This is a genomic window from Pseudoalteromonas qingdaonensis (assembly GCF_038739665.1).
GTDB lineage: Bacteria > Pseudomonadota > Gammaproteobacteria > Enterobacterales > Alteromonadaceae > Pseudoalteromonas > Pseudoalteromonas qingdaonensis.
On record NZ_JBCGCU010000001.1, the window covers coordinates 182849 to 207975 of the forward strand.

Consider the following 25127-nt stretch of genomic DNA (forward strand, 5'->3'; position numbering starts at 1 on the left):
TTTTGCTTGGGCCGCCATGGTCCGAGCCTAGATAACCCAAAGTCGAGATTGAGCACGTAATGAATTTTTCCTTAGGTCAACGTTGGATCAGTGATACCGAGTCAGATTTAGGACTAGGTACCGTAGTTGCATTGGAAGGACGCCAAGTTAACATCTTATTCCCTGCCAGCGGCGAAAGCCGAGTGTATGCCCAGGCCGAAGCACCGGTGACCCGAGTGCTATTTAATCCCGGTGATGTGATCCGCAGTGCCGATGAGTGGGAGCTCACTGTCAGCGAAGTGATTGAACAAGATGGCCTGTATACCTATAAGGGCACGCGCGTCGATAATGAAGAGCTAACCGAGCTCAAGGAAACCTTTCTTGACCATTTTATTAAGTTCAATAAGCCGCAGGACCGCCTTTTTGCCGGCCAAATCGACCGTTTCGACCGCTATACCCTGCGTTACAACACCTGGCAGCACCGCTTTCACCGCGACCAATCGCCACTAAAGGGGCTTATCGGCCAGCGCGCCAGTCTGATTGAACACCAGTTGCACATTGCCCGCGAAGTCGGCCAACGTTTCGCCCCGCGCGTGTTACTAAGCGATGAGGTGGGTCTGGGTAAAACCATAGAAGCGGGGATGATCTTACATCAGCAATTGCTAACCGGTCGTGCCGCCCGCGTGCTTATCGTGGTACCAGAAAACCTGCAACACCAGTGGTTGGTGGAAATGCTGCGCCGCTTTAATCTGAAATTTGCCATTTTCGACGAAGAGCGCTGTGCCGAGGCCTTTGCCGACAGCGCCAATGTGTTTGAAACCGAGCAGCTGGTGCTGACCAGCCTGGAGTTTCTAACCAAGAAAAAACGCTGGTTCGAGCAAGCCACTTTGGCCGATTGGGATCTGCTGGTGGTGGACGAAGCACATCACCTTAGCTGGTCGGTGGACAAGCCAAGTACAGAATACCTGCGCATTGAAGAGCTTAGCCAGGACATCGCCGGTCTTATTTTGCTAACTGCGACCCCGGATCAACTTGGCCACCAAAGCCACTTTGCCCGTTTGAAATTACTCGACCCGGATCGTTTCTATGACTATGACGCCTTTGTTGATCAGGAGCGCCATTATCAAGAGATAGCCGATGCCGCCAACAGCATTTTGCAGGAGCAGGCACTCAGCGGTGAGCAACAGCAAGTGCTTGTTAACCTGCTTGGCAGCCAAGGGGAAGTCCTGCTGGCACAATTCAGCGCCGGAGAGACCCAGGCCAAGGAACAGATACTAGATCAGCTGCTGGACAGACACGGTACCGGACGCATCTTGTTCCGCAACAGCCGCAGTGGCATCAGTGGTTACCCGCAGCGCCTTCTGCACAGCTACCCCATGGCCATGCCAAGCCAGTATAAAACGGCCATGAATGTTATGGGCAGCCTGGGCAATGGTAGCCCTATCGAGCTTAGCGCCATTCGCGCCCTGTTCCCGGAAAAAATCTTCCAGGAATTCGAAGGTGAAAATGCCAGCTGGACTCAGTTTGACCCGCGCGTACAGTGGCTAATCGACACCCTGAACAGCAACAAGCCTCAAAAGATGCTGGTGATCTGCGCCAAGGCCGAAACTGCACTCAGCCTGGAGCAGGCATTGCGCGAGCGCGAAGGCATTAAAGCGGCGGTCTTCCATGAAGGCATGAGCATTATCGAGCGTGACCGTGCCGCGGCCTTCTTTGCCGATATCGAAGACAGCGCCCAGGTATTGATCTGTTCAGAAATAGGCTCAGAGGGGCGTAACTTCCAGTTTGCCCATCATTTGGCACTGTTCGACCTGCCGCTTAACCCAGATCTGCTGGAACAGCGTATTGGTCGTCTTGACCGTATCGGCCAAACCCAGGACATTAAAATTCATGTGCCCTACTTTGAAAACAGCGCCCAGCACACCCTGCTGCGCTGGTATCACGAAGGTTTGCACGCCTTTGAGCACACCTCCACCACGGGCCATATGCTTAACCAGGAATTTGGCGATGAACTGCTTCAGTTACTTGCTCATACCAGCTATCAAGAGGAAGTTCTGAGCGAGCTGGTTGAGCGCGTTGATTCCCGCTATGGTGAGTTGAAAACACAAATGGAGTCCGGTCGCGATCGCCTGTTAGAGCTGCACTCCAGCGGCCAGGGCAAGTCCGAGCACCTGGTAGAAGATATCAAGGTGGTAGATAACAGCTTTGAGCTGCCCACCTATATGATCAATCTGTTCGATACCTGGGGCGTGAACCAGGAAGACAGGGGCGAAAACAGCATAGTACTGAAACCCTCGGAGCATATGCTGGGCGCCAACTTCCCAAGTCTTAGGGATGAAGGCATGAGCATCACCTTTGACCGGGATACTGCTTTGGCGCAGGAAGACTTGCACTTTATCAGCTGGGATCACCCCATGGTCGAAGGCGCTATGGAAATGATCTGTGACGACGATTTCGGCACCGCGTCTGTGGCCCTGTTGAAAAACAAGAAACTGCCGGCGGGCACCTATTTTGTCGAGCTGATTTATATAGCCGAAGCCATGGCACCTAAATCACTGCAATTGGGCCGTTACCTGCCACCGACGCCGGTGCGTGTACTGCTTGATAAGGGCGGTAATAACCTGGCGGAAAATGTCGCCTTTGATGCCTTTAACCAGCAGCTTAATGCGGTTGGCCGCCAAACCGCCTCTAAACTAGTGAATGCCCTGCAAAGCGCCATTCATCCGCTTATTAAGCAAGGCAATACCTTGGCGCAAACGCAAATGGAACAATTGCGTGAGACAGCAAAAACCGCCATGCATCAGGCCGTTGATAGTGAACTTGAGCGCCTAACCAGCCTTAAAGAAATCAACCCTAATATCCGTGATGAAGAGTTGAAACATTTTCAGCGCAGCCGCGCTGAAATGGACGACTATATAGATAAAGCCAAGGTGAAACTCGACGCCATTCGCTTAATCGTTGTCAGCCACTAGGCATTTCATTAAAATGACCGGCCTTACGCTATGAGGCCGGTCATGCTTTTAAACTACAATCCCCCACGTTTTCCCTATCTGCAGATCATCTATCAGGATGACGACCTGCTGATCCTGGATAAGCCCAGCGGCCTGCTGACGGTGCCGGGAAAAGATCCAAAACATGCTGATAGCCTGATACGTCGCGCCAATATGGTTTTTCCAACCGCTAAAATCGTACATAGATTGGATATGGCCACCTCCGGCGTGATCTGTCTGGCACTGAATAAAGAAGCGCACCGCAACCTCAGCATGCAGTTTCAGGACAGGCAAACCGCTAAGGAATATATCGCCATAGTGGATGGCCATCTTAAGGATGCTACAGGCTCGGTGGACCTGCCGCTGATCTGCGATTGGCCAAATCGTCCTAAACAAATGGTGGATATGGAAAAGGGCAAGCCGTCGCTGACCCATTATGAGGTGCTTGAGTATGGCGAGAATAATACCCGGGTGCGTCTGACCCCAATCACAGGTCGCAGCCACCAGCTGAGGGTACATATGCTTTCCCTGGGTCATGTGATCTTGGGCGATCGCCTCTATGCCTACCCTGAAGCCAAAGACCGTGCGCCACGTTTGCAATTACATGCCCACTGGCTAACCTTGAATCATCCCAGCAGCGGCGAAAGCATGACCTTTACCGCGCCCTGCCCGTTTTAATAAACCAAGCTGACAATACGTGGAAGTTTTAGCTGGGAGATAAGCGGTTTTTACGCCGCCTTTTTCAGGTATTCGTAGGCCGCCTGAATATCCTGACTCTTCTTTTGTGCCAGGCGCATCATATGCTCAGGGAGACCTTGAGAGACCAACTTATCCGGATGGTGCTGGGCCATCAGTTTACGGTAGGCTTTTTTAATGGTCGCCGCATCGGCGCCTTCTTCCAGCCCTAAGATATGCAAGGCCTGAGCCCGGCCCATACCGCTGCTGGCGCCGCCGGAAGTGCGCTGCTGGTGTTGCTGATGAAATTTGTGCTGTTGCTGGCGAAATGCAAATTCGGCCTGATAGCGTTTAAGGATAAAACTAAAGTGGGTTTTGCTAACGCCAAGCCCCTTGGCAACCTGCTCAAGTAAGGTTTTTTCCTGCGCCGCTAGGTGGCCATCACTAAAGGCCATTTGAATCTGAATCTCTAAAAATAATTGGATTAGATCGAAACGCCCAGCAAAGTGTTCACGAAACTCACGCAAGGTGGCACTCATGGAAAAATCATCGGCTTTACCGGCGTTAAACGCCAGTTGGGCTTCGCGCTTATCCTCACCGGTCAGGCCCATTTCTTCCATAAAAGCGGTGGCGGCTCGAATATGCAGCTCATTTACCCGACCATTGGATTTGGCGATATGCCCCATCACCGCAAAGCAACTGGAGAAAAACAACGCCTGGCGCTCGGACACCCCATCATTATTAAAGAAACCACGAAAGCCACCGGCATTATCGAAATCCTGTTTCAGACTTTTATCAAACAGGTGGCCAATAAACAGGCCCAAAAATAAGCCAAAAAAGCGGCCAAACATAAAGCCAAAACAGGCACCGAGTACCTTACCCCACATTCACGCGAACCCTTATTATTTAAAAATGCCCCCACATAGTGACGAAAAATCATCGAACTAACAAGCACAAGCGCGTATCTATTAAGCTGAATATAAGCCATAAAAATGACGTATTTATGGGTACTTGGCAGATGTAATTAGCCAAAAATTGCTTTATTATGTCATGCTTATTCTAGGGTCTTTTTATCTTTGTGGTTTACTTTATGTTCTGCCTAAACTCAGAAAAACAACAAAGGTCAACGGACCCTAATCTTTTTGGCAACTAAGCTAAGGTGAGTCAATGAATAAATTATGGGGCATGATAGCTATAGCCCTATATGGAGCCCAAGCCAACGTCGCACTCGCAGCTGTGGAACAGGCGACGGATGCCAAGGTACCCGCCGAAGGTGAAACCTTTATCGCGCCAGCACCAGAGCCTGGGGACATACCCCATTGTTTTGCTGCGGTTCGTCCAGCACCTTGGCAGGCGCCCGATTTACCCTTTGGGGTGATTGAAATCGTTGCCGATGATGTCGAATTAATAGGCCAGGCCAGCGCCCAGTTTGAGGGCGATGTAGATATCAGCAGCAGCACCATGACCCTTAACGCCCGCTCGGCGTTAATTGATAAGCAGCAGGGTCTGCTCAATGCGCAAGGGCCACTGACCTATCGCGATGGTGTTGCCATTATTACCAGCCGTGGTTTAAATGCCAGCCTGGATGACTCCAGTATCAAGTTGCTGGCCGCCGACTATCAGTTGACCGAACAACAAGGTCGTGGCGGCGCCGAACAATTACAGGTTTCGCAAGAAGCGCTGACCCTAAGCAATGCCAGCTTTACCACCTGTCCGGTGGATGATGAAGCTTGGTCAATCAATGCCGATAAAATTATTTTATCGCAGCAAAAGGGCTGGGGCGAAACTCACGGGGCAACACTGAGAATCTACAATACCCCGGTTTTGTATTTACCCTATTTCACCTTCCCCATTAATGATCAGCGCAAAACCGGCTTTTTAGCGCCGCGATTATCGAGCTCGAATCGTTATGGCGTGGAAACCATTACCCCTTATTACATTAATCTGGCGCCAAATTACGACCTGACTTTGACGCCCCGTTATATGTCGAAAAAGGGATTGCAGCTGCAATCGGAATTTCGTTATCTCACCGAGACCAGTCAGGGTATGGTGGGCTTGGAATATCTGGACTCGGATAAAACCGAACGCGAGCTGGGCAATCGCTATATCTATCATTGGCAACAGCAAAGCTACTTCAACGACCAGTGGCGTGCCGGAGTTGATATCACTAACGTCAGTGACGATAACTACCTCACAGACTTAGGCTCCAACTATGCCAGCAAAACAGATACTCACCTGGCACGTTCCGGCATTCTTACTCATCTAGGAGAGCGCTGGCGCACCGATATCCAGATTCAGGACTATGAAGTGCTGGGCGATCACTTAGAATCTTATACCGCCCTGCCGCGCATTGGCTTTAGCCAGACTCAGGCCTATCAATTGGGCTGGTTTGACGCCAGCATCAATGGTGAAATCAGTCATTTCCGCAACAACACTCGGGTAATAGACGAGGCAACGCGTCTGCATATAGAGCCCAAGCTGAGCTTTAGTGAAGACCGTTATGCCTGGTCTTTTTTGTCTGAGTTCAGCCTCTTGCATACCTATTATGATCAGCAAGGGGAGCTGGCCGGCACCGACTTTGAAGAAACGGTTCATCGCACCTTGCCCAAGGTCCGCCTCTATAGCCAGTTGAATTTTGAGCGCGACACCAGCTTGTTTGTCGATGACGGTGTGCAGACTTTAGAGCCGCAAATTCAGTATCTCTATACTCCGAACAAGGATCAGAACAATATCGGTCTGTTCGACACCACCAAGCTGCAGGATGACTTTTTCGGCCTGTTCCGCGACCGTCGTTTTTCCGGCGTTGACCGCATTGCGGCGGCGAACCAGATCACCTTAGGTGCCACCACTCGGGTATTCGATCAGAAGAACGAAGAGGTGTTTAACCTAAGCGCCGGTCAAATCTTCTATCTATCAGACTCTGCCAAACCCACTGCTCAGGATTTTGCCGATGACACCAGTTACGACTCACTGTTTGCCAGTGAAGCCATGTGGCATTGGCATCGTCGTTGGTATCTCTCCGGCGGCATTCAATACGATATTGATGGCAGTCAAATGATTCAATCGCATCTGACCTTAGACTATAAGGGTGATGACAATGAATTGATGCAATTGAACCATCGCTATGCAAACGATGTCTCAGGGAATACAATTGAGCAAGTCGGCATGTTTACCAGTGTGCCTATCGACGATAATTGGCAATTCGTTGCCAGCTACCACCGCGATCTCGACACCGGGCGTAGCATCGAGATATACACTGGGGTACAGTACGAGTCATGCTGTTGGGCGGTGCAGGTTACCGGACACAGACAAATCGAAACAGACTTGAATCAAAGTATTAACCAAGAGCAAGCGGTCTTCGACTCGGGGATCGGCATCAAATTTGTCCTTAAGGGACTCGGAGGCAAAAGCAGTTATGATGCACAAGAAATACTTAAAGAAGGCATTTTTGGCTACCGTCGCCCCTACTTCCTTACTAAATAAAGCAATAACAACTATGAATTTTAGACGTTTTTTAGCAACCAGTGTTCTCGCCCTCGGCCTCAGCCAAGGTGCTATTGCCAAACCTCAGCTGATCGATCAGGTGGTAGGCACAGTCAATGAAGGGGTCATTTTACAAAGTGAAGTTGACGCCATTATCAACCGCGTTAAAGGCCAGGCTAAGGCCAGTGGCCAGGAGCTACCCAGCGATGATGCCCTGCGCGTACAGGCCATTGAGCGTTTGATTGACCAAACCCTGTTGCTGCAACTGGGCGAGCGCATGGGTATGGAAATTTCCGACGGTCAACTTGACCAAACCTTGGCCAATATGGCTCGCGAGCAAGGCGGCACCATTGCCGATATGCGCGCCTCCGTTGAAGCCTCGGGAGAGAGCTTCCAACAGTTCCGTGAAGATATACGTAGAGAAATCACCACCCAGCAGGTGATGCGCGCCAACGTTGACCGCCGTATTTATATCAGCCTGCAAGAAATTGATAACTTGTTGAAAATCATGGATCAACAAGGTGGTAATGCGGAAGAATACGACATCGGCCATATCCTTATCGACATTCCCAGCGGCGCCAGCGCCGAAGACATTGCCAGCGCCCAGGAACGTGCTAGCAAGGTTATCGATATGCTTAACGATGGACAGGAATTCAAGCGCATCGCCATTGCCTCATCAAGCGGTTCAAAAGCCCTTGAAGGCGGTCAGTTAGGCTGGATGGGCACCAATGAAATGCCATCACTGTTTGCCGAAGCGGTAAAGGGCAAGAAAAAAGACGATATCATAGGTCCACTGCGCAGTGGCGCCGGTTTCCACATCATCAAGGTACAAGACGTACGCGGTCGCCAAGTTGTTGAAACCGTTGAGGTTCGCTCACGTCATATCCTGTTGAAGCCATCAATTATCCTGAGCGAAGAAAAAGCCCGCTCAATGCTAGCAGGATTTGTTAAAGACCTGCGTGCCGGAGAGGCGGATTTTGCTGCACTCGCCAAAGAATACTCGGAAGACCCGGGCTCAGCACTTAAGGGCGGTGAGTACGACTGGACCGACCCAACCACCTATGTGCCGGCTTTCCGCGACACCCTGATGGCATTGGAAAAAGACGAGATCAGTGAGCCATTCCGCTCTACTTTCGGCTGGCATATAGTGCAACTGCTAGAAAAGCGCGTTGCCGATAAAACCGACCTGGCCAAGAAAAACCGCGCCCAACAATTGCTGTACAACCGCAAATTCAAAGAAGAAAGCTTTGCTTTCCAACAGGAAATTCGCGAACAAGCACATATTGATATTTTCGCAGAGGAATAAGGGCCATGACGTTGCGTATCGCTATCACCCCAGGTGAACCGGCCGGCGTGGGTCCAGACTTACTGATTGCCTTAGTGCAACAGGAGTGGGACGCACAATTGGTTGCTATTGCCGATGCGCAATTGCTACAACAGCGGGCCGCCACCCTGGGCCTGCCGTTGACCTTGATCCCCTTTGACGAGCAAGCCCAGGCGCAACCAAGCGCCGCCGGCACCCTGTTTTATCATCAGGTGGACTTAGCGGTGGAAGCCATTCCCGGCCAGTTAGATGAACAAAATGGCGAGTATGTGCTCGATACCCTGCGTATCGCCTGTGAAAAAAATATGGACGGCACCTTCGATGCCGTGGTCACAGGCCCGGTACACAAGGGCATTATCAATAAGGCGGGCATTTCTTTTAGCGGCCACACCGAATACTTCGCCCAGCAATCCAACACCCCGGATGTGGTAATGATGCTGGCTACCGAAGGTCTGCGAGTGGCCTTAGTGACTACCCATATTCCCCTGGCTTATGTTTCCAAAGCCATTACTCCTGAACGCCTGGCCAAGGTCATCGGCATTTTAGATCACGATTTGCGCACCAAGTTCGCCATCGAGCAGCCGCGTATTTTAGTCTGTGGGTTAAATCCGCACGCCGGTGAAGGCGGGCATTTAGGGCGCGAAGAAATTGAGGTTATGACCCCCACTCTTGAGGCCCTTAATAACCAAGGCATGCACCTGATCGGCCCACTGCCCGCTGATACCCTGTTTCAGGATAAATATCTCAATGAAGCGGATGCAGTGTTGGCTATGTATCACGATCAAGGGCTACCTGTGTTAAAATATAAGGGTTTTGGAAATTCAGTAAATATCACCCTTGGCCTTCCCTTTATTCGGACCTCCGTTGATCATGGTACAGCCCTTGATCTGGCGGCCAGCGGCCAAGCAGATGCCGGCAGTTTCCGCGTCGCCTTGAGCGAAGCAATAAAACTGGCGAGCAAAAAAGCGCAGAGACAATGACAGATAAAGTACACTTAGGGCACCGAGCGCGTAAACGTTTCGGGCAAAACTTCCTCAATGATGACACTATTATTGATAAAATCGTAACCGCTATCGACCCACGTGTGGGCGATAACCTGGTGGAAATCGGCCCGGGTCTGGGCGCTATCACTGAGCCGGTTACCGAGCTGACCGACCACCTTACGGTAGTTGAACTTGATAAAGACCTGGCCGAGCGCCTTATTCATCACCCCTTTATGGCACCTAAACTAACAGTGCATCAGGGTGATGCAATGAAGTTCGATTTTTCGAGCTTGCTTAAGGGTGACAAGAAGCTCAAGATTTTCGGCAACCTGCCATACAATGTATCAACGCCTTTGTTATTCCACTTATTTGACTACGTGGATGACGTTGAACACATGCACTTTATGCTGCAAAAAGAAGTGGTTAACCGCATGGTTGCATCACCGGGCAGCAAAGCATTCGGTCGCTTAAGTGTGATGACTCAATACTACTGCCATGCGATCCCTGTGATTGAGGTGCCACCAACCTGCTTCAAGCCAGCCCCTAAAGTGGACTCTGCAGTAGTAAGACTGGTGCCAAAAAATCCAGAGCAACGCACTGCAAAAAGCACTAAGCTGCTTAATACCGTGTGTTTAGAAGCCTTTAATCAACGTCGTAAAACCTTACGCAACAGCCTTGCTAACCTGCTTGATGCCGAGCAGCTAGAATCCTTGGGTATAGACCCGACTGTGCGTGCGGAAAGTTTAACGCTACAGCAGTTTATCGATATCGCGAATTGGCTATATGACAACAAGCAGTAATCCAGAGTCGGCCATTAAAGTCATGGTAGAGACCTTCTATGTCGAGGGTCAATCCGAGCCTGAGCATGACAAATATGTGTTCGCCTACAATATCACCATCAAAAACCACAGCCTGAGCAGCGCCCAGTTGCTTAGTCGCTATTGGCTGATCACAGATGCCAATGGCAAAGAAGTTGAGGTCGAAGGCGATGGCGTGGTCGGCGAGCAACCGACCATAGGCCCGGGCGAAAGCTATAGCTACACCAGCGGCGCCGTATTAGACACGCCGGTGGGCACCATGCAGGGCTATTATGTGATGCGCAGTGAGTTTGGCAACGAATTCCAGGCGCCTATCAATGTGTTCCGTCTTAGTTGCCCGAATATTCTGCACTAAGTCATGACTCAGTATGCAGTTGGCGACATCCAAGGTTGCTATCAGGAATTAGATGCGCTGCTTAAGCGCATCGACTTCAACCCCAGTAAAGATCATCTCTATTGCGTTGGCGATATAGTCGCGCGAGGCTCGGACTCCCTCGCCTGCTTGCGACGCCTGCAGGCCATGGAGCATGCCGTTAGCATTACCTTAGGTAATCACGACCTGCACCTGCTTGCCACAGTCGCTTTAGGCAAAGAAGCTAATCCCAAGGATAAGCTGGCTGCCCTGTTAACGGCTCCGGATTGTCCTCAGCTGCTTGCCTTTTTACAGCGCCAACCTTTGGCCATCTGGCTGGAAAAGCGCCGTATGCTGATAAGCCATGCAGGCCTATCGCCGCAATGGTCACTGAGCCAGGCACTGCAACAAGCCCGCTTTGCCGAGCAGTGTTATCAGGGTGAAGACGCCGCCTACTATTTTGCGCGCATGTATCAAAATGCACCAAGCCAATGGCATGAGGCACAAAGCAAGGTAGAGAAGTTTATCTACACCATCAATGCCTTTACCCGCATGCGTTTCGTTAACAAGCAAGGGGCGCTGAATCTTAGCGACAAGGGCGCACCGAATCAAAATGGCCCGCTTATTCCTTGGTTTAACCACCCTAATCGCGGCGGCGAGGACTTTGATATAGTCTTCGGTCACTGGGCGGCGCTCGAAGGCCATACCGGCATAGCCCATATTCATGCCTTGGACACTGGCTGCGTCTGGGGTGGCAGCATGACGGCTATGAATTTAAAAAATAAAAACACAGTATCGATACCAGCCTACCTTTCATCGTAATAAACTGCGCTCCACGGTAAAAATTGTTACATTTCCGCTATAAAACCCTCAACTTTTCGTGCCAGTCGCCGATAAGTTATCTAGTCCAATGTAGTTAGGAATTTGTATGCAGCTTACCGTGAGTCAACGTATCTGGGGTGGTTTTATTATCATCACCTTGTTACTGCTAACAATTGGTGGTAACTCACTGTTTCGTATAGCCAATATTGATAGCTCGACGCAGAGTGTCAACCAGCTCTCGCTCCCGGCGCTGGAAAAAAGCTCCGAGTTACAGGTTGAATTTGCGCTCATGAGCAAGGCCGCTCTAGGTGCCTATTACAGTGAAGATTTAACCCAGCTTGGCGCACTAAAGCAAAGCTACCAGGAACAACAACAGAAATTCCACACCAGCATGGACACCTTACAAGAGGTGGTAACCGAGCAGCCCAAACTGGCCGCCCTCGCCAAACAGGTTAAGCAAACCTACGGTGAGTCGGAAGCTCAGGTGGCTCAACTCTTTAGCCAAAAGGAACGCGCCCTCACCTTAAGCAGCCAACTGCGCGAGCAGTTCGACACCATAGATCTGAATGTGGAAGACGCCATCGCCGTAACCCTGGACATTGCCGACCTCGACGGCTTGGAGGCATCGGCGCCCAGAGCCTTTGAAGCGAATCGACAAATTGAAAACCACCTAGGCTCCATCACCACCACCAGCAATGATCTATTAACCCTCAACAGCCTGCAAACTCTGGACATAGTCAAAAATGATCAGCTCTTTTATCTGACCGAGCTAGAGCGCTCTGTAGCCCTGATCTCAGCAGAGGTCAGCGCCAAGGACGAAGGCCTATTCAATGACTTGAACGGTTATCTGACGAGCATCCGTAAGCAGGTACAGGGCGACAATTCTCTGGCGCAAAACAAGGCGGCCTTGCTGCAGACTCAGGCACAAGCCAAGGCCAATCTCGACGGTTCGGAAACCACTAACGGCAAGGCCATCGCCGCATTGGCGGCCCTGGTTGAGCAGGTTCACGAGCTGGCGGCCACACAACAACAAGGGTTAAGCAACGATGTAACCAAGGCCAACGTCTGGACCTGGCTGGGCATGCTTATTGCTACTCTAATCGCCATCGTCGTTGCCTTTATTACCGTCAGCCGCATCACTAAGCCCTTGGACGAAGTGAACCGGGTGCTTAATATCGTCGCTTCCGGCGATATGACTCAGCGCCTCGATGACAGCGGCAAAGACGAATTTGCCGAGCTGGCACAAAGTTGCAATACGCTTATCGACAGCCTACGCTCGCTGATCCAAAGCATTATCTCTCGCTCAACACAATTAGCGGCGGCATCGGAGCAAACCTCAACCATAACCAGCGAGTCGAGCCAGGCCATTGAATCCCAGCGTGCCCAGGTTGAACAAGCGGCCACCGCCACCACAGAAATGAGCAGCACCTCGCAAGCGGTGAACGACAGTGCCCAACAGGCACTGAGTGAAATAAAAAATGCCGACGCCGAGGCCAACCGCGTGAAGGGCATTTCAAACCAGAATAAGCTCACCATAGAGCAACTGGCCTGCGAAGTGGATAACGCCTCACAAGTGATCAACCAGCTACATCAAGACAGCGCCTCCATCGGCGGCATTCTTGATGTGATCCGCGGTATCGCCGAACAAACCAACCTGCTGGCGCTGAACGCCGCCATCGAAGCGGCGCGGGCCGGCGAGCAGGGTCGCGGCTTTGCCGTGGTGGCCGACGAAGTACGCTCGCTGGCGAGCAAGACACAGGAATCGACACAGGAAATTCAAACCATGATCGAATCGCTGCAAAGCGGTGCTCAAGCGGCTGTTGAAGCCATGTCCAAGGGGCGCTTGCAGGCCGAGTCTTGCGTCGAGCAAAGCGAGCACGCCAGCGCCGCTCTCGATTGCATTACCCATGCGGTGGCGACCGCCCATGATGCCAGCGATCAAATCTCCTCGGCGGCCATGGAGCAGCACCAGGTCTCCCAAGAGATCAGCGAACGTTTGGAACAGATCGTTGCCATTGCCGAGCAAACCGCCCAAGGCGCTAATCAAACGTCGGAGTCCAGTTCTGAGGTTGCCAAATTGGCCGAAGAACTGCGCCTGTCCGTGGATGGCTTTAGGGTTTAAAACTCAACCGGAAGACCGGCCTGCCCGGTCTTCTTATTTCTCTCCCGATCTTCTCCTAATCTAATCTCTGCTGACAGGCATCGTGTTTGTTGTCGCTGTGGATATTTATTTGCTACAGTCATTTCTCTGCCAAGGAGGAAAATTCCCATGAAAAACAAGCTTATTGCGCTAATGATGACGCTGGCGCCCCTAAGTACTCTAGCCAGCACTACAGTGCTGTACAATGCAAAGGGCTATACCCCAACTCAGGATGGCGAGCTCGCCCACTTTAGCACCCTAGTGATTAAAGACGGTCGCGTGCTTAATCGCGGCGATCAGCAACTAGCCAAGAGCTACCCCGATGCCGAGCGCATCGATGCCCAAGGCAAGGTCTTGCTACCGGGGTTGATTGATGCCCATGGCCATGTGATTGGCTTAGGTCAAATCCTGATGCGCTTGGATTTACGCGATACCCAGTCGGTGCAACAAATTGGTGAGAAGCTAAAAGCCTTTGCGGCGCAATCAAAGCAAAAATGGATTATCGGCCGCGGCTGGAACCAGGAAAACTGGCCAACAAAACGTTTTGCCACGGCGGCAGACTTGGATAAATATGTCAGCGACCGCCCTGTGGTGCTGACGCGCATTGACGGCCATGCCATCTGGGTTAACACCAAGGCCATGGAGCTTGCGGGTTTTAAAGGCTCGGAGCAAAACCCAGAGGGCGGTGAAATCATACGTAACAGCCAGGGACAAGCAACCGGGGTCTTTATTGATAAGGCGGAAAACCTGATCAATGCCCATATTCCCAAAGCTGATTTCCAGGCTTTGTCCACCGCCCTAGATAAGGCTGGTGCTCATTTACTCAGCCTGGGTATTACCAGCACTCATGATGCCGGCATCAGCAAGGACATCTGGCAGCTTTACCAGCAGCGCGCCGAGCAAAAGAACCTGCCGCTGCGCATCTATGCCATGCTCAGCGCCGCTGACCCTCAGCTGTTAAGCATGCTTAAGGCTGGCAAAACCAGCGATGCCAACGACATGCTCTCCATTCGCAGTGTTAAGGTCTACGCCGATGGCGCTTTGGGCTCTCGCGGCGCCGCCCTGCTTGATGAGTATGCGGATCGCAAGGGGCATCACGGCCTTATGCTGGAAAGCCCAGAGCAGTTAGAAGAGATTTTCAAAACCTGTTTTACTCATGGTTTTGCGGCGCACACCCATGCCATTGGCGATCGCGCCAACCGCGACGTCCTCAACGCCTATGAAAGCGTGTTTAAAAGCACAGGCGGCAAATTATTACGTAACCGTATTGAGCATGCGCAAATCGTGGCGCCAAGCGATATCCCTCGCTTTAAAGAGCTGAAAATCATCCCCTCTATGCAGCCAGTACATGCCACCTCGGATATGCATATGGCCGAGCTGCGCTTAAACGAACAACAACTAAGTGGCGCCTATGCCTGGCAAACATTTTTAGCCCAGGGCTCAAAGGTTGCCGCTGGTTCGGATTTCCCGGTGGAGCTGGCAAACCCCTTCCACGGCCTTTACAGTGCTATTACCCGTCAGGATCATAACGGCCAACCGCAAGAAGGCTGGCGCCCACAGGAGCTATTGACCCGAGAGCAGGCACTGCGCGCCTTTACCTTGGATGCAGCCTATAGCGCCCAACAGGAATTTAAACTGGGTAGTTTGGAAAAAGGTAAGTGGGCCGACTTTATACTTATCGATACTGATATTATGACCGCCCCGGTGCAGGACATTTGGCAGACTCAGGTATTGGAAACCTGGCTTGGCGGTGAAAAGCGATACAGCCGACAAGAATAAATTAACGCAGCTTATAAACACTGCTGATAGCGAAAGAAGTGACAACTAACATGGGGAAATATTCCCACGCCATTTGTTCTCTCCTTCGCTTTGCGATAGCATTATAAACCGCTTTGGGAGCAGGGATTAACTGCTCTCTAGGGTCTGTTTATCTTTGGGGTTTACTTTATGTTCAATCTAAACGCATTCTGATGAATATAATCACTGATTTATGTGGTCAAATTCATCCATGAAGCTTGGTTACATCGCGCATCCATGCGCTCACCTCGCTAAGCTGCGAAGCATTGCTTCGGTCTTGCTCGCCTATGTTCATAGCGAGCAACACAGAGCAGGATGCGTTTAGATGAACCCGTAGGGCAGCGCTTGTAGCGCATTTCTACTGTGTTGTTACATGTTTATGTAGAATAACTACACTACACATGTGTCGCCTTGTATAAATTCACTACAAACTGCTGCAGAAACAAACAACAAAGGTCAACATACCCTAGGGCGGCTACAAAGAATAAAAAGGTCAATTTGCACTCGGGCAATAAACCGACTGTTAACACGGGAACCGTTATGCTAAGGAAAAACCCGATTTCAATGTGCAAATTGACATAAAAGTAGCTAGACCTTAATACTAGCGCCATACGGTTGTAACAAAAAGGACAATTGTCCCAGCAGGCTTTAAGAATGTTTCAGTATCATTTTTCGACGGATCTCGTTGATCAACTTCTAAATTATGCCGGTACTTATTACCAGCAGGAGAAAAAAGAAGTCTTGCTGCATCAGGACCAACCGCTACAAAAGCTAGTCTTGGTGCGCAGCGGTACTGTGTCTTTTAGTTATGATGTGGGTAATGGCCGCCGCCTGTTGCTTGGCCAGCTTGATTGTAACAACACCTTGATCGGCGAAATCGAAGCCTTAAATAATCAGCCCTGCATTTATACGGTGACCTGTTTTAGTGATGTCAGTTATAACCTGATTGAACTGAAACATTGGCGTCAGGTGCTGTTGGCCAACCCGCAACTCAGCCTCTATACGGCGCAAACCATTGCCGCCAAATTCCAGGAAAACCAAAAGGTGAACCTGGATAAACTGCTGCTGCCCCTAAGCTATAATATCGCCAAAGATTGCCTGATGCGGGCACAAAATACTAACCCTACCCTGCTGCGTGCCTATCCTACGGTGAGTGCCGAGGCGGAGCGCTTTGCCACCACAGAGCGTGCCTATCGCCGAGTGGTAACCGAGCTGGTAGATAAAGGCTTGATAGTGCGTTCAAAGGAAGGGTTACAGACGGTCGATATTCCCGCCCTCTCTGCCTTTGTCGACAGCTTTATCTAAGCATGATCTTGATATAAACATAAAAAAGCAGCCTAGGCTGCTTTTTATTTCCCTGTCTATTACACAAACAGGTCTTTAATGTTGGCAAGGTCGGATTTACCCTCTTGCAACTCTTCTGGCGTCAATCCCGACAATTCGTGCGGGAACACCAACCACTCGTCCGAGTCATGGATGTAATAATCCGGCTTCATCGGCACCTTGGTATTCTTCGGCTTGTAGTAAGGACAAGCAACGCGGATATCTTTAGGCAGGTTTAAACGCATCAGTTCGGCCAGCTTTTCTTTAAGCGCGTAGATGCTGCGACCTGAGTCGAATACATCATCAACGATCAACAAGGAGTTATCGGCATTGGCATTTTCAACAATGTAATGCAGGCCGTGTACCTTGATCTCTTTCGACTGCTTGCCGATACCATAGTATGACGAAGTACGTACGGCGATATGATCTGTGTCTATGCCCTTGAAGTCGTAATACTCTTGTACGGCGATACCTATAGGCGCGCCGCCACGCCAAATACCAATGATGAAATCGGGTCGAAAGCCATCTTCATAGACTTGTGCTGCAACGCGGAATGAATCTTCCAGCAACTGTTGTGCGGTAATATAACGCTTATCTGACATAGGAGTGCCCCTAATAATTAAATGGCGATAGTGCCAGCATATTGCACTCTGCCACCATGATCTTGAAAGACTAAAGGCGGCAGATTCTAACGTATTTATGGAAAAAATGCTCTAGGGGATTAACCCTGGCCGTCATTTTGTTCCGTTTCTGGCTGATGATCGGGTAACAACAGGTTAAGCACTATGCCAAAGATGGCACAGAGGCTTACCCCTTGCAGGGCAAATTCGTTGCCGCCGATCTGCATGCCGCCGATACCAAAAACCAAGATCAAGGCGATGATCACCAGGTTGCGCGGTGCGCTCACATCCAAATCCGCCTTCATCAGGGTCTTAAGACCCACCACGGCAATGGAGCCGAACAGCAAGATCATAATGCCGCCCATTACGGGCACGGGAATGGTCTGTAAACCGGCGCCCATCTTGCCGATAAAAGCCAATACCACGGCGATTATGGCGGTCCAGGTCATCACTCGTGGATTAAAGTTTTTCGTCAGCATCACAGCACCTGTCACTTCCGAATAAGTGGTATTCGGTGGTCCGCCAACACTTGCTGCCAAGGTGGTAGCCACCCCATCGCCCATTAAGGTGCGATGTAAACCCGGTTTTTTCAAAAAGTCCTTACCGGTAACATTACTGATGGCCATCATGTCACCAATATGCTCAATAGCTGGCGCCACGGCGACCGGGATCATAAAGGCAATAGCCTGCCACTTAAATTCCGGCGCACTAAAGGCAGGTGCTGCAAGCCAGCTGGCTTCTTGTATCGCGCTAAAGTCGACCACGCCAAATGCCAGGGCACACAGGTATCCGGTCAAAACCCCTGCGAGAATAGGCACCAAGCGCCAAATACCACCACCGAATACGGAAACGACCAAGGTAGCAACAAGCGCCGACATGGAGATCCACACCGCATCATGATAGGCAACCAGCTGTGCCGTGCCATCGCCACTTTTCCCCATGGCCATATTTACCGCCACCGGCGCCAAAGCCAGACCTATCACCATGATCACAGGGCCTACCACCACAGGCGGCAACACCTTATGCAGCATATCCGTGCCTTTTAAGCGCACCATCAGCGCCAGTAGCATATAAGCGCCACCGGCGGCCATCAGCGCGCCCATGGTAGCGGCACTGCCATAGAGCTGATTACAGGCAATAATGGGAGCGATAAAGGCAAAGGATGAGGCCAGAAACACAGGCACCTGACCCCGGGTGATCCATTGAAATGCCAAGGTGCCAAGTCCGGCGGTAAAGAGCGCAACATTGGCATCCAGCCCGGTTAACAAGGGCACTAAAACCAAGGCACCAAAGGCGACAAATAGCATTTGCGCGCCGGTGAGTATGGTTTTAGGGGAGAGAAATGCACTCATTAAACGGTACCGAAGATCTTATCGCCGGCATCGCCCAATCCTGGCACTATGTATCCTTTTTCATTTAGATGGCTATCCAGTGACGCAGTGTAAATATCCACATCCGGGTGCGCTGCCAGGGTTTTGTCTATGCCTTCCGGCGCTGCTACCAATACAATCACCTTGATCTGAGTACAGCCTGCTTTTTTAAGCATATCCAGGGTCGCTATCATAGAGCCACCGGTGGCCAGCATAGGATCGATAACCAGGCTTAAGCGCTCATCGATATTGCCAACCAGTTTTTCAAAATACGGTACTGGCTCAAGCGTTTCTTCATTACGCTCAAGACCGACCACACTGACCTTGGCGCCTGGGATCAAGTGCATAACTCCGTCAAGCATCCCCAGACCAGCACGTAAAATTGGCACTACGGTAATCTTCTTCCCTTTAATACTTTTAACGGTTAGCTCATTTCCCTGCCAACCTGTGATTGCGGTGTCCGCCAGCTCAAGTGTTTTCGTTGCTTCATAGGTAAGTAGCGTACCTACTTCCGAAGCCAGCTCGCGAAAGCTCTTAGTACTAATGCCTTGCTGACGCATTAAACCAAGTTTGTGTTGTACTAAAGGGTGATCAATTACGTGAATTGCCATAGAAAGACCTAGTTGGATAAATTTGCGCTATTTTAACCAGTATAGGGCCTGAACTGAATTAGATTTAAAAGCAAAAACAAAAAAACCACGGTAAGAACCGTGGTTTTTTGTTTTTTAGCGAATTTTGCATCAATAGCAATAATTCTATCGGTATTATAAACCCGCGCGTTCTTTTAACACGGCAATAAGCGGCGAATCCCCATAGCCATTGCTTGTTGCCCAGTTAAGGTCGGCGCCATCTTCAAGTGCACTCTTAGGCAGGCTCTTGATGATGTATTCGCCGGTATCCACCGCCTGACTCGCTACGGCATGACGTACCAGGTTATTACCATTACATTGCACGCTGTCGCTAACATCACGAAGCTTAATACGTGCGCTACGCAAGGTTTTGCGCAGGCGGTTTTTATCATTGGCGGCAATGTATTCGCAGATGGTTACGGCGAGTCGTTCATTGGCACTGGCTGGCGCCGTATAAAACGCCGAGCCGGCCAATATGGCCGTTGCGATTACCCCAGTTATTAATTTCATTAATTGCACCCTTTTAATACTTTTTTATTACAAAGTAGACAAATAGTTTACCAATCGGGGTAGTATTTAGCAAACAGCTCACACTTCTTTACTAAGTGTGACGAACTCATAATTATGTGGATTCGTCTCATCCTGGCCATGCTGTTCACGTTCTATACAGTGCCAAGGGCCCACGGCTTCATAGTCCGGAAAGCAAGTGTCGCCGGGGACATCCAAATCAATAAAGGTTAAATACAGGGTATGGCATAGGGGTAAACATTGGCTGTAGATATTACCCCCGCCGATAATCATCACCTCTTCAACCCCTTCTACTAGGCTTAGCGCCTGCTCAACCGAAGTTGCCGTTTCGGCGCCGGCAAATTGATAGTCACCATTGCGGCTTATCACTATATTTCGGCGCCCAGGCAAGGCTCGACCTATGGACTCCAGGGTTTTACGACCCATGATCACAGGCTTACCTAGAGTAACTTGCTTAAAATGTTTTAAATCGGCGGGTAAATGCCAGGGCATATCATTGTCTTTACCTATCACCCTATTATGGGCCATCGCCGCTATCATGGAGATTTTCACTACTGATTCCTTTACTCATAAAAAAAGGGCGCAAGCGCCCTTAAGATAATCAATTAACGTTCGTAGATAACCTCGACATCATAGTCGTCGTCATCCCAATCGTCCCAATCATCATCGTCATTGTCGTTCGCTTTATTTTTAGTGGCATGACGGTGATAAGTATCCCACTTAAACTCGACTTCTTCTTGCTCTTGTTGTTGCTGCTCGAACTTGTCTTTGGGCATAGACTCAAGCAACTGCATGATATCCTGACACAGCTCCTGCGTATTTAATTTACTCGCGGCACTGATTTTATAGATATCCTGCTCAACACCCATTTCTTCGGCGATACGGGCGCAAGTTTCTTCAACTTCATCTTCCGGTAGCAGATCTATCTTATTGAAGACCAACCAACGTGGTTTATCGGCCAGTTTCGGGCTGTACTGATGCAGTTCATTGATAATGGCAAAGGCATTATCAACCGGATCAGAACCATCAATTGGCAGCACATCGATAACGTGCAACAACACACGACAACGTTCCAGATGCTTTAAGAAGCGAATACCCAGACCGGCACCGTCGGATGCGCCTTCGATAAGACCCGGGATATCGGCAATTACAAATGATTGACCTGAAGCCGGACGCACCACACCTAAGTTTGGCACCAAGGTAGTAAACGGATAATCAGCAACCTTAGGTTTGGCCGCCGACACGCTGCGAATAAAGGTCGACTTACCGGCATTGGGCAGGCCTAACAAGCCCACATCGGCAAGTAGCATAAGCTCTAGCTTAAGGTTACGCACTTCACCCGGTGTGCCTAAAGTCTTCTGACGCGGCGCACGGTTGGTGCTGGACTTAAAGCGGCTATTGCCTAAGCCGTGGAAACCGCCCTTGGCGACGATCAACTTCTGCCCATGCTTGGTTAGATCGCCTAAAGATTCTTCGGTATCAACGTCGGTTACTCGGGTACCCACTGGCACTTTTAAGATAAGATCCGCGCCCTTCTTACCGGTACAGTTACGGCTTTGACCATTGGTACCACGTTCGGCGCGATGGAAGCGCTCGAATTGGTAGTCGATCAGGGTATTGAGGTTATCATCGGCCTCAAGGTAGACACTGCCGCCGTCACCGCCATCGCCGCCATCCGGGCCGCCATCGGGTACGTATTTTTCGCGGCGAAAGGAGACTACGCCACTGCCGCCGTCGCCAGCTTCTGCGCGGATTTCGACTTCATCAACAAATTTCATGATTTTTCACTTAGCGGATCTGCGATTGAATGTTTCTATTATATCAATTGCTTTTGATTAATGCTCATTAACAATAGGCTTAGATAAAAGAACCTAGTCTTATTTGCAATTGAAAACAAAAAACCCCGCAAGAGCGGGGTTTTTCAGTAAGTCTGTAAACTGATTATTCAGCTACGATGCTCACGTATTTACGGCCTAAAGGACCTTTTTGTTCAAACTGAACTTTACCATTTGCAGTTGCAAATAGAGTGTGGTCTTTACCCATACCTACGTTTGAGCCAGCGTGGAACTTAGTACCACGTTGACGAACAATGATGTTACCCGCTAGTACAGATTCACCACCGAAACGCTTAACACCTAGGCGTTTGCTTTCTGAATCACGACCGTTACGAGTACTACCAGCTGCCTTCTTATGTGCCATCTTTCTGTACCTCTAAATTAAGCGCTAATGCCAGTGATTTTAACTTCAGTGAACCACTGACGGTGGCCCATCTGCTTACGAGAATGCTTACGACGTCTAAATTTAACAATCTTCACTTTCTCGCCACGACCGTGAGAAACAACCTCAGCTGTAACTTTACCACCGTTTACGAACGGGGTACCGATCTCGATTTTCTCACCATTAGCAACTAAAAGTACTGTGTCAAATTCAACTGCTGCACCAGTTTCAACGTCTAGCTTCTCTAGACGAATCGTTTGACCTTCAGTCACACGGTGCTGTTTACCACCACTTTGGAAAACCGCGTACATAATTAACTCCGTCTGTGCGCCCTCAAATCGACGCAACTAAATATTCTTCAATAGGGCGCGAAGTCTACGCTAAAACACCCTTATTGACAAGCGTCTTTTTCAATAAATTATTTGAAAAAATGGCGCCGATGAGGACATGAAAAAAATTTTCCCTATTTTATCCTTTTTTGCTCGCTTGCCAAGCGTATTAGGCACTTTTTAAGCAATTAATTTGCCTTTAGTCATTTTTTTGCTACTAAGCCAAGAAAAACCTCCCTTTATGGGGAAAGTGTCGAGCTGAAGCTAAAATTAATGTACAATTCATCGCGCATTTCCCCTGACAAAAGATGTGGCACGGAGTTAAATGGATATAAAGGCTATCCAGACGCTTATCGCTGACGATATGAACAGCGTCAACCAGTTAATATATGCGCAGATGCAATCAGATGTTGCTCTGGTCAATCAACTTGGCCTCTATATAGTCAACAGCGGTGGCAAGCGAGTCAGACCCATGCTGGCTTTGTTAGCGGCGCGCGCACTGGGCTATCAGGGTGATAAGCACATCACCTTAGCAACCATAGTGGAGTTTATTCACACCGCAACCCTATTGCATGACGACGTGGTCGATGAGTCGGCCCTGCGCCGTGGTGAGCCGACGGCCAATGCTGAGTTTGGCAATGCCGCCAGTGTGTTAGTGGGTGACTTTATCTATACCCGCTCATTCCAGCTAATGGTTGGCCTGGGCCAGATGCGGATCATGGATATCCTCGCCGATGCCACCAACGTCATCGCTGAAGGGGAAGTATTGCAGCTAATGAACTGCAACGACCCGGATACCACAGAAACGAGCTATATGCAGGTGATCTACTCGAAAACAGCCAAGCTGTTCGAGGCTGCAACTCAGTTAGCCGCAGTGATTACAGAGCAGGACTCTCAGGTTGAAGAAGCCATGCGCCTGTATGGTATGCACCTGGGCACGGCTTTCCAATTGGTAGACGATGTGCTGGATTACAGCGCCGATGCCGAAACGCTAGGTAAAAACATAGGTGACGATCTTGCTGAAGGTAAACCTACACTGCCCCTTATCTATGCCATGTCTAAAGCCGAGCCAGCTCAGGTTGAGCAAATTCGTACCGCTATAGAGCAAGGCAACGGTCTGGAGTACCTTGACGATATTCTTGCCACCTTGGCACAAACTCAAGCTCTGGAATTCACCATGGAGCGTGCTCAGCAAGAAGCGGATAAGGCCATTGCCGCACTTGAGTTTTTACCCGCCAGCGCCTTTAAAGACGCCCTGGTAGCACTTGCCAATATCGCCGTTAAACGGGATCACTAAGAGTTGCGGGATTAACAACGCAAAAGGCCAGCAATGCTGGCCTTTTTCATTTTTGTAGCTACGGCGGCTAGGTATTATGCCATAACGTTTTGTAGCTTTTTCATCGCGCTTTTCTCAAGCTGACGAACACGCTCAGCAGATACCTGATACTTGTCAGCCAGCTCTTGCAAGGTTGCCTTTTCATCCGCTAACCAACGCGATGACACTATATCTTGTGAACGCTCATCCAGCGTTTTTAGCGCCGAGAAAAGTCGGCTATGCGATTGCTCTTGCCACTGCTCCTGCTCCACCGACTCGGCTAAATCTGAGCTATTGTCAGTCAGGTACTGAACTGGCGAGTAGGTTTGGCTAACGCTGTTATCGTCTTCATCATTGGTAAGATCAAAGCCCATATCCTGGCCGCTCATACGCGACTCCATCTCACGGACTTCTTTTTCACTTACACCCAACTCGTTAGCAACCGTGGTTATTTCCTCCTGGTTGAACCAACCAAGACGTTTTTTATTCTTACGTAGGTTAAAGAACAATTTGCGCTGTGCCTTAGTGGTTGCCACCTTAACAATACGCCAGTTCTTTAATACATATTCGTGAATTTCGGCCTTGATCCAATGCACAGCAAATGATACCAAGCGCACGCCGACCGTTGGGTCGAAACGTTTTACCGCCTTCATCAGACCGATATTACCTTCTTGGATCAGATCTGCCTGTGGCAAACCATAGCCGCTGTAACCTTTAGCAATATGAGCCACAAAACGCAGATGCGACATGATCAACTGCTTAGCTGCACTTAAGTCACCCTCATCCTGAAGCTTACTTGCCAAACGGCGTTCTTCCTCGGCCTCGAGCATGGGTATGGTGCTAACAGCCTGCAAATATCCTTCGATGCTCGCGCTTTGTTGGCTTACCGGTAATGCAAGTACATTTAAATTTGTGCTCATTTATTCACCTCCGATGATAGAACCCTCATCTAATTTAGCACTCTTTAAGTTAGAGTGCTAAAGCATTGTAACCTTTGACCACGTGCATATCAAGAAGTTCTTAAAGATCGAAAAACAACACTTAACCATATGTTTTTATTGGTAAAAAATTCAATTTTAACGACTTTGAAATATGACAATTTGATAACAGCGTAAGTTCTAAGGAGAAAAATGTAGCACACTGCGTGTGAACTTGTAGGTAATATGCTCCTGCATTTGTAGGTCGACATTAGGGTGTGTATTTGCGGGGTGAATCTGCATCTTTGTCGGATGGAATCCTGTATACACTTCTACAGAAAAAGCTGGAATACAAAAGAACGTTGAGTTATCAGCCCTTATCCCGTTTAGATTCGCGCTGTAGAAATCAGCTTTTGTTGTGCAGTGTGCTTGAAACAACGAGATAGGGATATCGAGTTAGGTTTATCGAGTCAGGACGACTCGTTAAACCGTGTTGAAAGCTAAACGAAACGTTTA

22 protein-coding genes are annotated in these 25127 nt (G+C 49.8%); 12 read left to right on the forward strand and 10 right to left on the reverse strand.

Annotation, left to right across the window (positions count from 1 at the left end; translation table 11 throughout):
- The first annotated feature begins 59 nt into the window (after nucleotides 1-59).
- Nucleotides 60-2951 carry an RNA polymerase-associated protein RapA gene (gene rapA / locus WCN91_RS00840; RefSeq protein WP_342675540.1) on the forward strand — a complete coding sequence of 964 codons (2892 nt, stop codon included), beginning with the start codon at nucleotides 60-62 and terminating at the stop codon, nucleotides 2949-2951.
- Nucleotides 2952-2993: 42 nt separating this feature from the next.
- Nucleotides 2994-3647: a bifunctional tRNA pseudouridine(32) synthase/23S rRNA pseudouridine(746) synthase RluA gene (gene rluA, locus WCN91_RS00845; protein ID WP_342675541.1), complete on the forward strand. Its 654-nt coding sequence runs from the start codon at nucleotides 2994-2996 to the stop codon at nucleotides 3645-3647.
- 50 nt (nucleotides 3648-3697) lie between these two features.
- On the opposite strand, the gene djlA is transcribed toward rluA, so the two are convergent.
- Entirely contained in the window at nucleotides 3698-4531 is an 834-nt protein-coding gene (gene djlA / locus WCN91_RS00850; RefSeq protein ID WP_342675542.1) for a co-chaperone DjlA, read from the reverse strand.
- Between the two features lie 280 nt (nucleotides 4532-4811).
- On the opposite strand from djlA, the gene lptD reads away from it, so the two are divergent.
- The 9 genes from lptD (at nucleotide 4812) to WCN91_RS00895 (ending at nucleotide 16668) form a co-directional block, all read left to right on the forward strand.
- Nucleotides 4812-7127 carry an LPS assembly protein LptD gene (lptD, locus tag WCN91_RS00855; RefSeq protein ID WP_342675543.1) on the forward strand — a complete coding sequence of 772 codons (2316 nt, stop codon included), beginning with the start codon at nucleotides 4812-4814 and terminating at the stop codon, nucleotides 7125-7127.
- A 13-nt stretch (nucleotides 7128-7140) separates the two neighbouring features.
- Nucleotides 7141-8433, forward strand: coding sequence for a peptidylprolyl isomerase SurA (surA, locus tag WCN91_RS00860; RefSeq protein WP_342675544.1), 1293 nt, complete (start codon nucleotides 7141-7143; stop codon nucleotides 8431-8433).
- A 5-nt stretch (nucleotides 8434-8438) separates the two neighbouring features.
- Entirely contained in the window at nucleotides 8439-9431 is a 993-nt protein-coding gene (gene pdxA, locus WCN91_RS00865) for a 4-hydroxythreonine-4-phosphate dehydrogenase PdxA (protein WP_342675545.1), read from the forward strand.
- Entirely contained in the window at nucleotides 9428-10234 is an 807-nt protein-coding gene (rsmA, locus tag WCN91_RS00870) for a 16S rRNA (adenine(1518)-N(6)/adenine(1519)-N(6))-dimethyltransferase RsmA (protein WP_342675546.1), read from the forward strand. Before pdxA ends, rsmA begins: the two co-directional genes overlap by 4 nt.
- On the forward strand, nucleotides 10218-10607 hold the full coding sequence (gene apaG, locus WCN91_RS00875; RefSeq protein ID WP_342675547.1) for a Co2+/Mg2+ efflux protein ApaG: 390 nt from the start codon (nucleotides 10218-10220) through the stop codon (nucleotides 10605-10607). The genes rsmA and apaG overlap by 17 nt, the downstream gene beginning before the upstream one ends.
- 3 nt (nucleotides 10608-10610) lie before the next feature.
- Nucleotides 10611-11426, forward strand: a complete 816-nt coding sequence (locus WCN91_RS00880) for a symmetrical bis(5'-nucleosyl)-tetraphosphatase (protein ID WP_342675548.1) — start codon at nucleotides 10611-10613, stop codon at nucleotides 11424-11426.
- Between the two features lie 106 nt (nucleotides 11427-11532).
- Nucleotides 11533-13548, forward strand: coding sequence for a methyl-accepting chemotaxis protein (locus tag WCN91_RS00885; RefSeq protein ID WP_342675549.1), 2016 nt, complete (start codon nucleotides 11533-11535; stop codon nucleotides 13546-13548).
- A 147-nt stretch (nucleotides 13549-13695) separates the two neighbouring features.
- A complete protein-coding gene (locus WCN91_RS00890) occupies nucleotides 13696-15345 on the forward strand; it encodes an amidohydrolase (protein WP_342675550.1) in 1650 nt (549 codons plus the stop codon).
- 672 nt (nucleotides 15346-16017) lie between these two features.
- The gene (locus tag WCN91_RS00895; protein ID WP_342675551.1) at nucleotides 16018-16668 is read left to right on the forward strand and encodes a Crp/Fnr family transcriptional regulator; all 651 of its coding nucleotides are present in this window, start codon (nucleotides 16018-16020) and stop codon (nucleotides 16666-16668) included.
- Between the two features lie 59 nt (nucleotides 16669-16727).
- Here the strand turns inward: WCN91_RS00895 and WCN91_RS00900 are convergent, their stop codons facing one another.
- The 8 genes from WCN91_RS00900 to rplU form a co-directional block, all read right to left on the reverse strand.
- Nucleotides 16728-17288: a phosphoribosyltransferase gene (locus tag WCN91_RS00900; protein ID WP_342675552.1), complete on the reverse strand. Its 561-nt coding sequence runs from the start codon at nucleotides 17286-17288 to the stop codon at nucleotides 16728-16730.
- A 119-nt stretch (nucleotides 17289-17407) separates the two neighbouring features.
- Entirely contained in the window at nucleotides 17408-18658 is a 1251-nt protein-coding gene (locus tag WCN91_RS00905; RefSeq protein WP_342675553.1) for a uracil-xanthine permease family protein, read from the reverse strand.
- Nucleotides 18658-19287, reverse strand: coding sequence for a uracil phosphoribosyltransferase (gene upp / locus WCN91_RS00910; protein WP_342675554.1), 630 nt, complete (start codon nucleotides 19285-19287; stop codon nucleotides 18658-18660). Before upp ends, WCN91_RS00905 begins: the two co-directional genes overlap by 1 nt.
- A 153-nt stretch (nucleotides 19288-19440) precedes the next feature.
- Nucleotides 19441-19815 carry a DUF3718 domain-containing protein gene (locus tag WCN91_RS00915; protein ID WP_342675555.1) on the reverse strand — a complete coding sequence of 125 codons (375 nt, stop codon included), beginning with the start codon at nucleotides 19813-19815 and terminating at the stop codon, nucleotides 19441-19443.
- 78 nt (nucleotides 19816-19893) lie between these two features.
- Nucleotides 19894-20373: a type 3 dihydrofolate reductase gene (gene folA / locus WCN91_RS00920; protein ID WP_425415998.1), complete on the reverse strand. Its 480-nt coding sequence runs from the start codon at nucleotides 20371-20373 to the stop codon at nucleotides 19894-19896.
- A gap of 65 nt (nucleotides 20374-20438) precedes the next feature.
- Nucleotides 20439-21611 (reverse strand): Obg family GTPase CgtA, encoded by a 1173-nt coding sequence (gene cgtA, locus WCN91_RS00925; RefSeq protein WP_342675557.1) that lies wholly within the window; start codon nucleotides 21609-21611, stop codon nucleotides 20439-20441.
- Between the two features lie 163 nt (nucleotides 21612-21774).
- Nucleotides 21775-22032 (reverse strand): 50S ribosomal protein L27, encoded by a 258-nt coding sequence (gene rpmA / locus WCN91_RS00930; RefSeq protein ID WP_105199572.1) that lies wholly within the window; start codon nucleotides 22030-22032, stop codon nucleotides 21775-21777.
- A gap of 17 nt (nucleotides 22033-22049) precedes the next feature.
- Nucleotides 22050-22361 carry a 50S ribosomal protein L21 gene (gene rplU, locus WCN91_RS00935; protein ID WP_105199571.1) on the reverse strand — a complete coding sequence of 104 codons (312 nt, stop codon included), beginning with the start codon at nucleotides 22359-22361 and terminating at the stop codon, nucleotides 22050-22052.
- Nucleotides 22362-22704: 343 nt separating this feature from the next.
- Between rplU and ispB the strand changes: the two genes are divergently transcribed.
- A complete protein-coding gene (ispB, locus tag WCN91_RS00940; RefSeq protein WP_342675558.1) occupies nucleotides 22705-23676 on the forward strand; it encodes an octaprenyl diphosphate synthase in 972 nt (323 codons plus the stop codon).
- A gap of 74 nt (nucleotides 23677-23750) precedes the next feature.
- Here ispB and rpoH read toward each other — a convergent pair whose 3' ends face one another.
- Entirely contained in the window at nucleotides 23751-24614 is an 864-nt protein-coding gene (rpoH, locus tag WCN91_RS00945) for an RNA polymerase sigma factor RpoH (protein ID WP_342675559.1), read from the reverse strand.
- Nucleotides 24615-25127 lie beyond the last annotated feature (513 nt).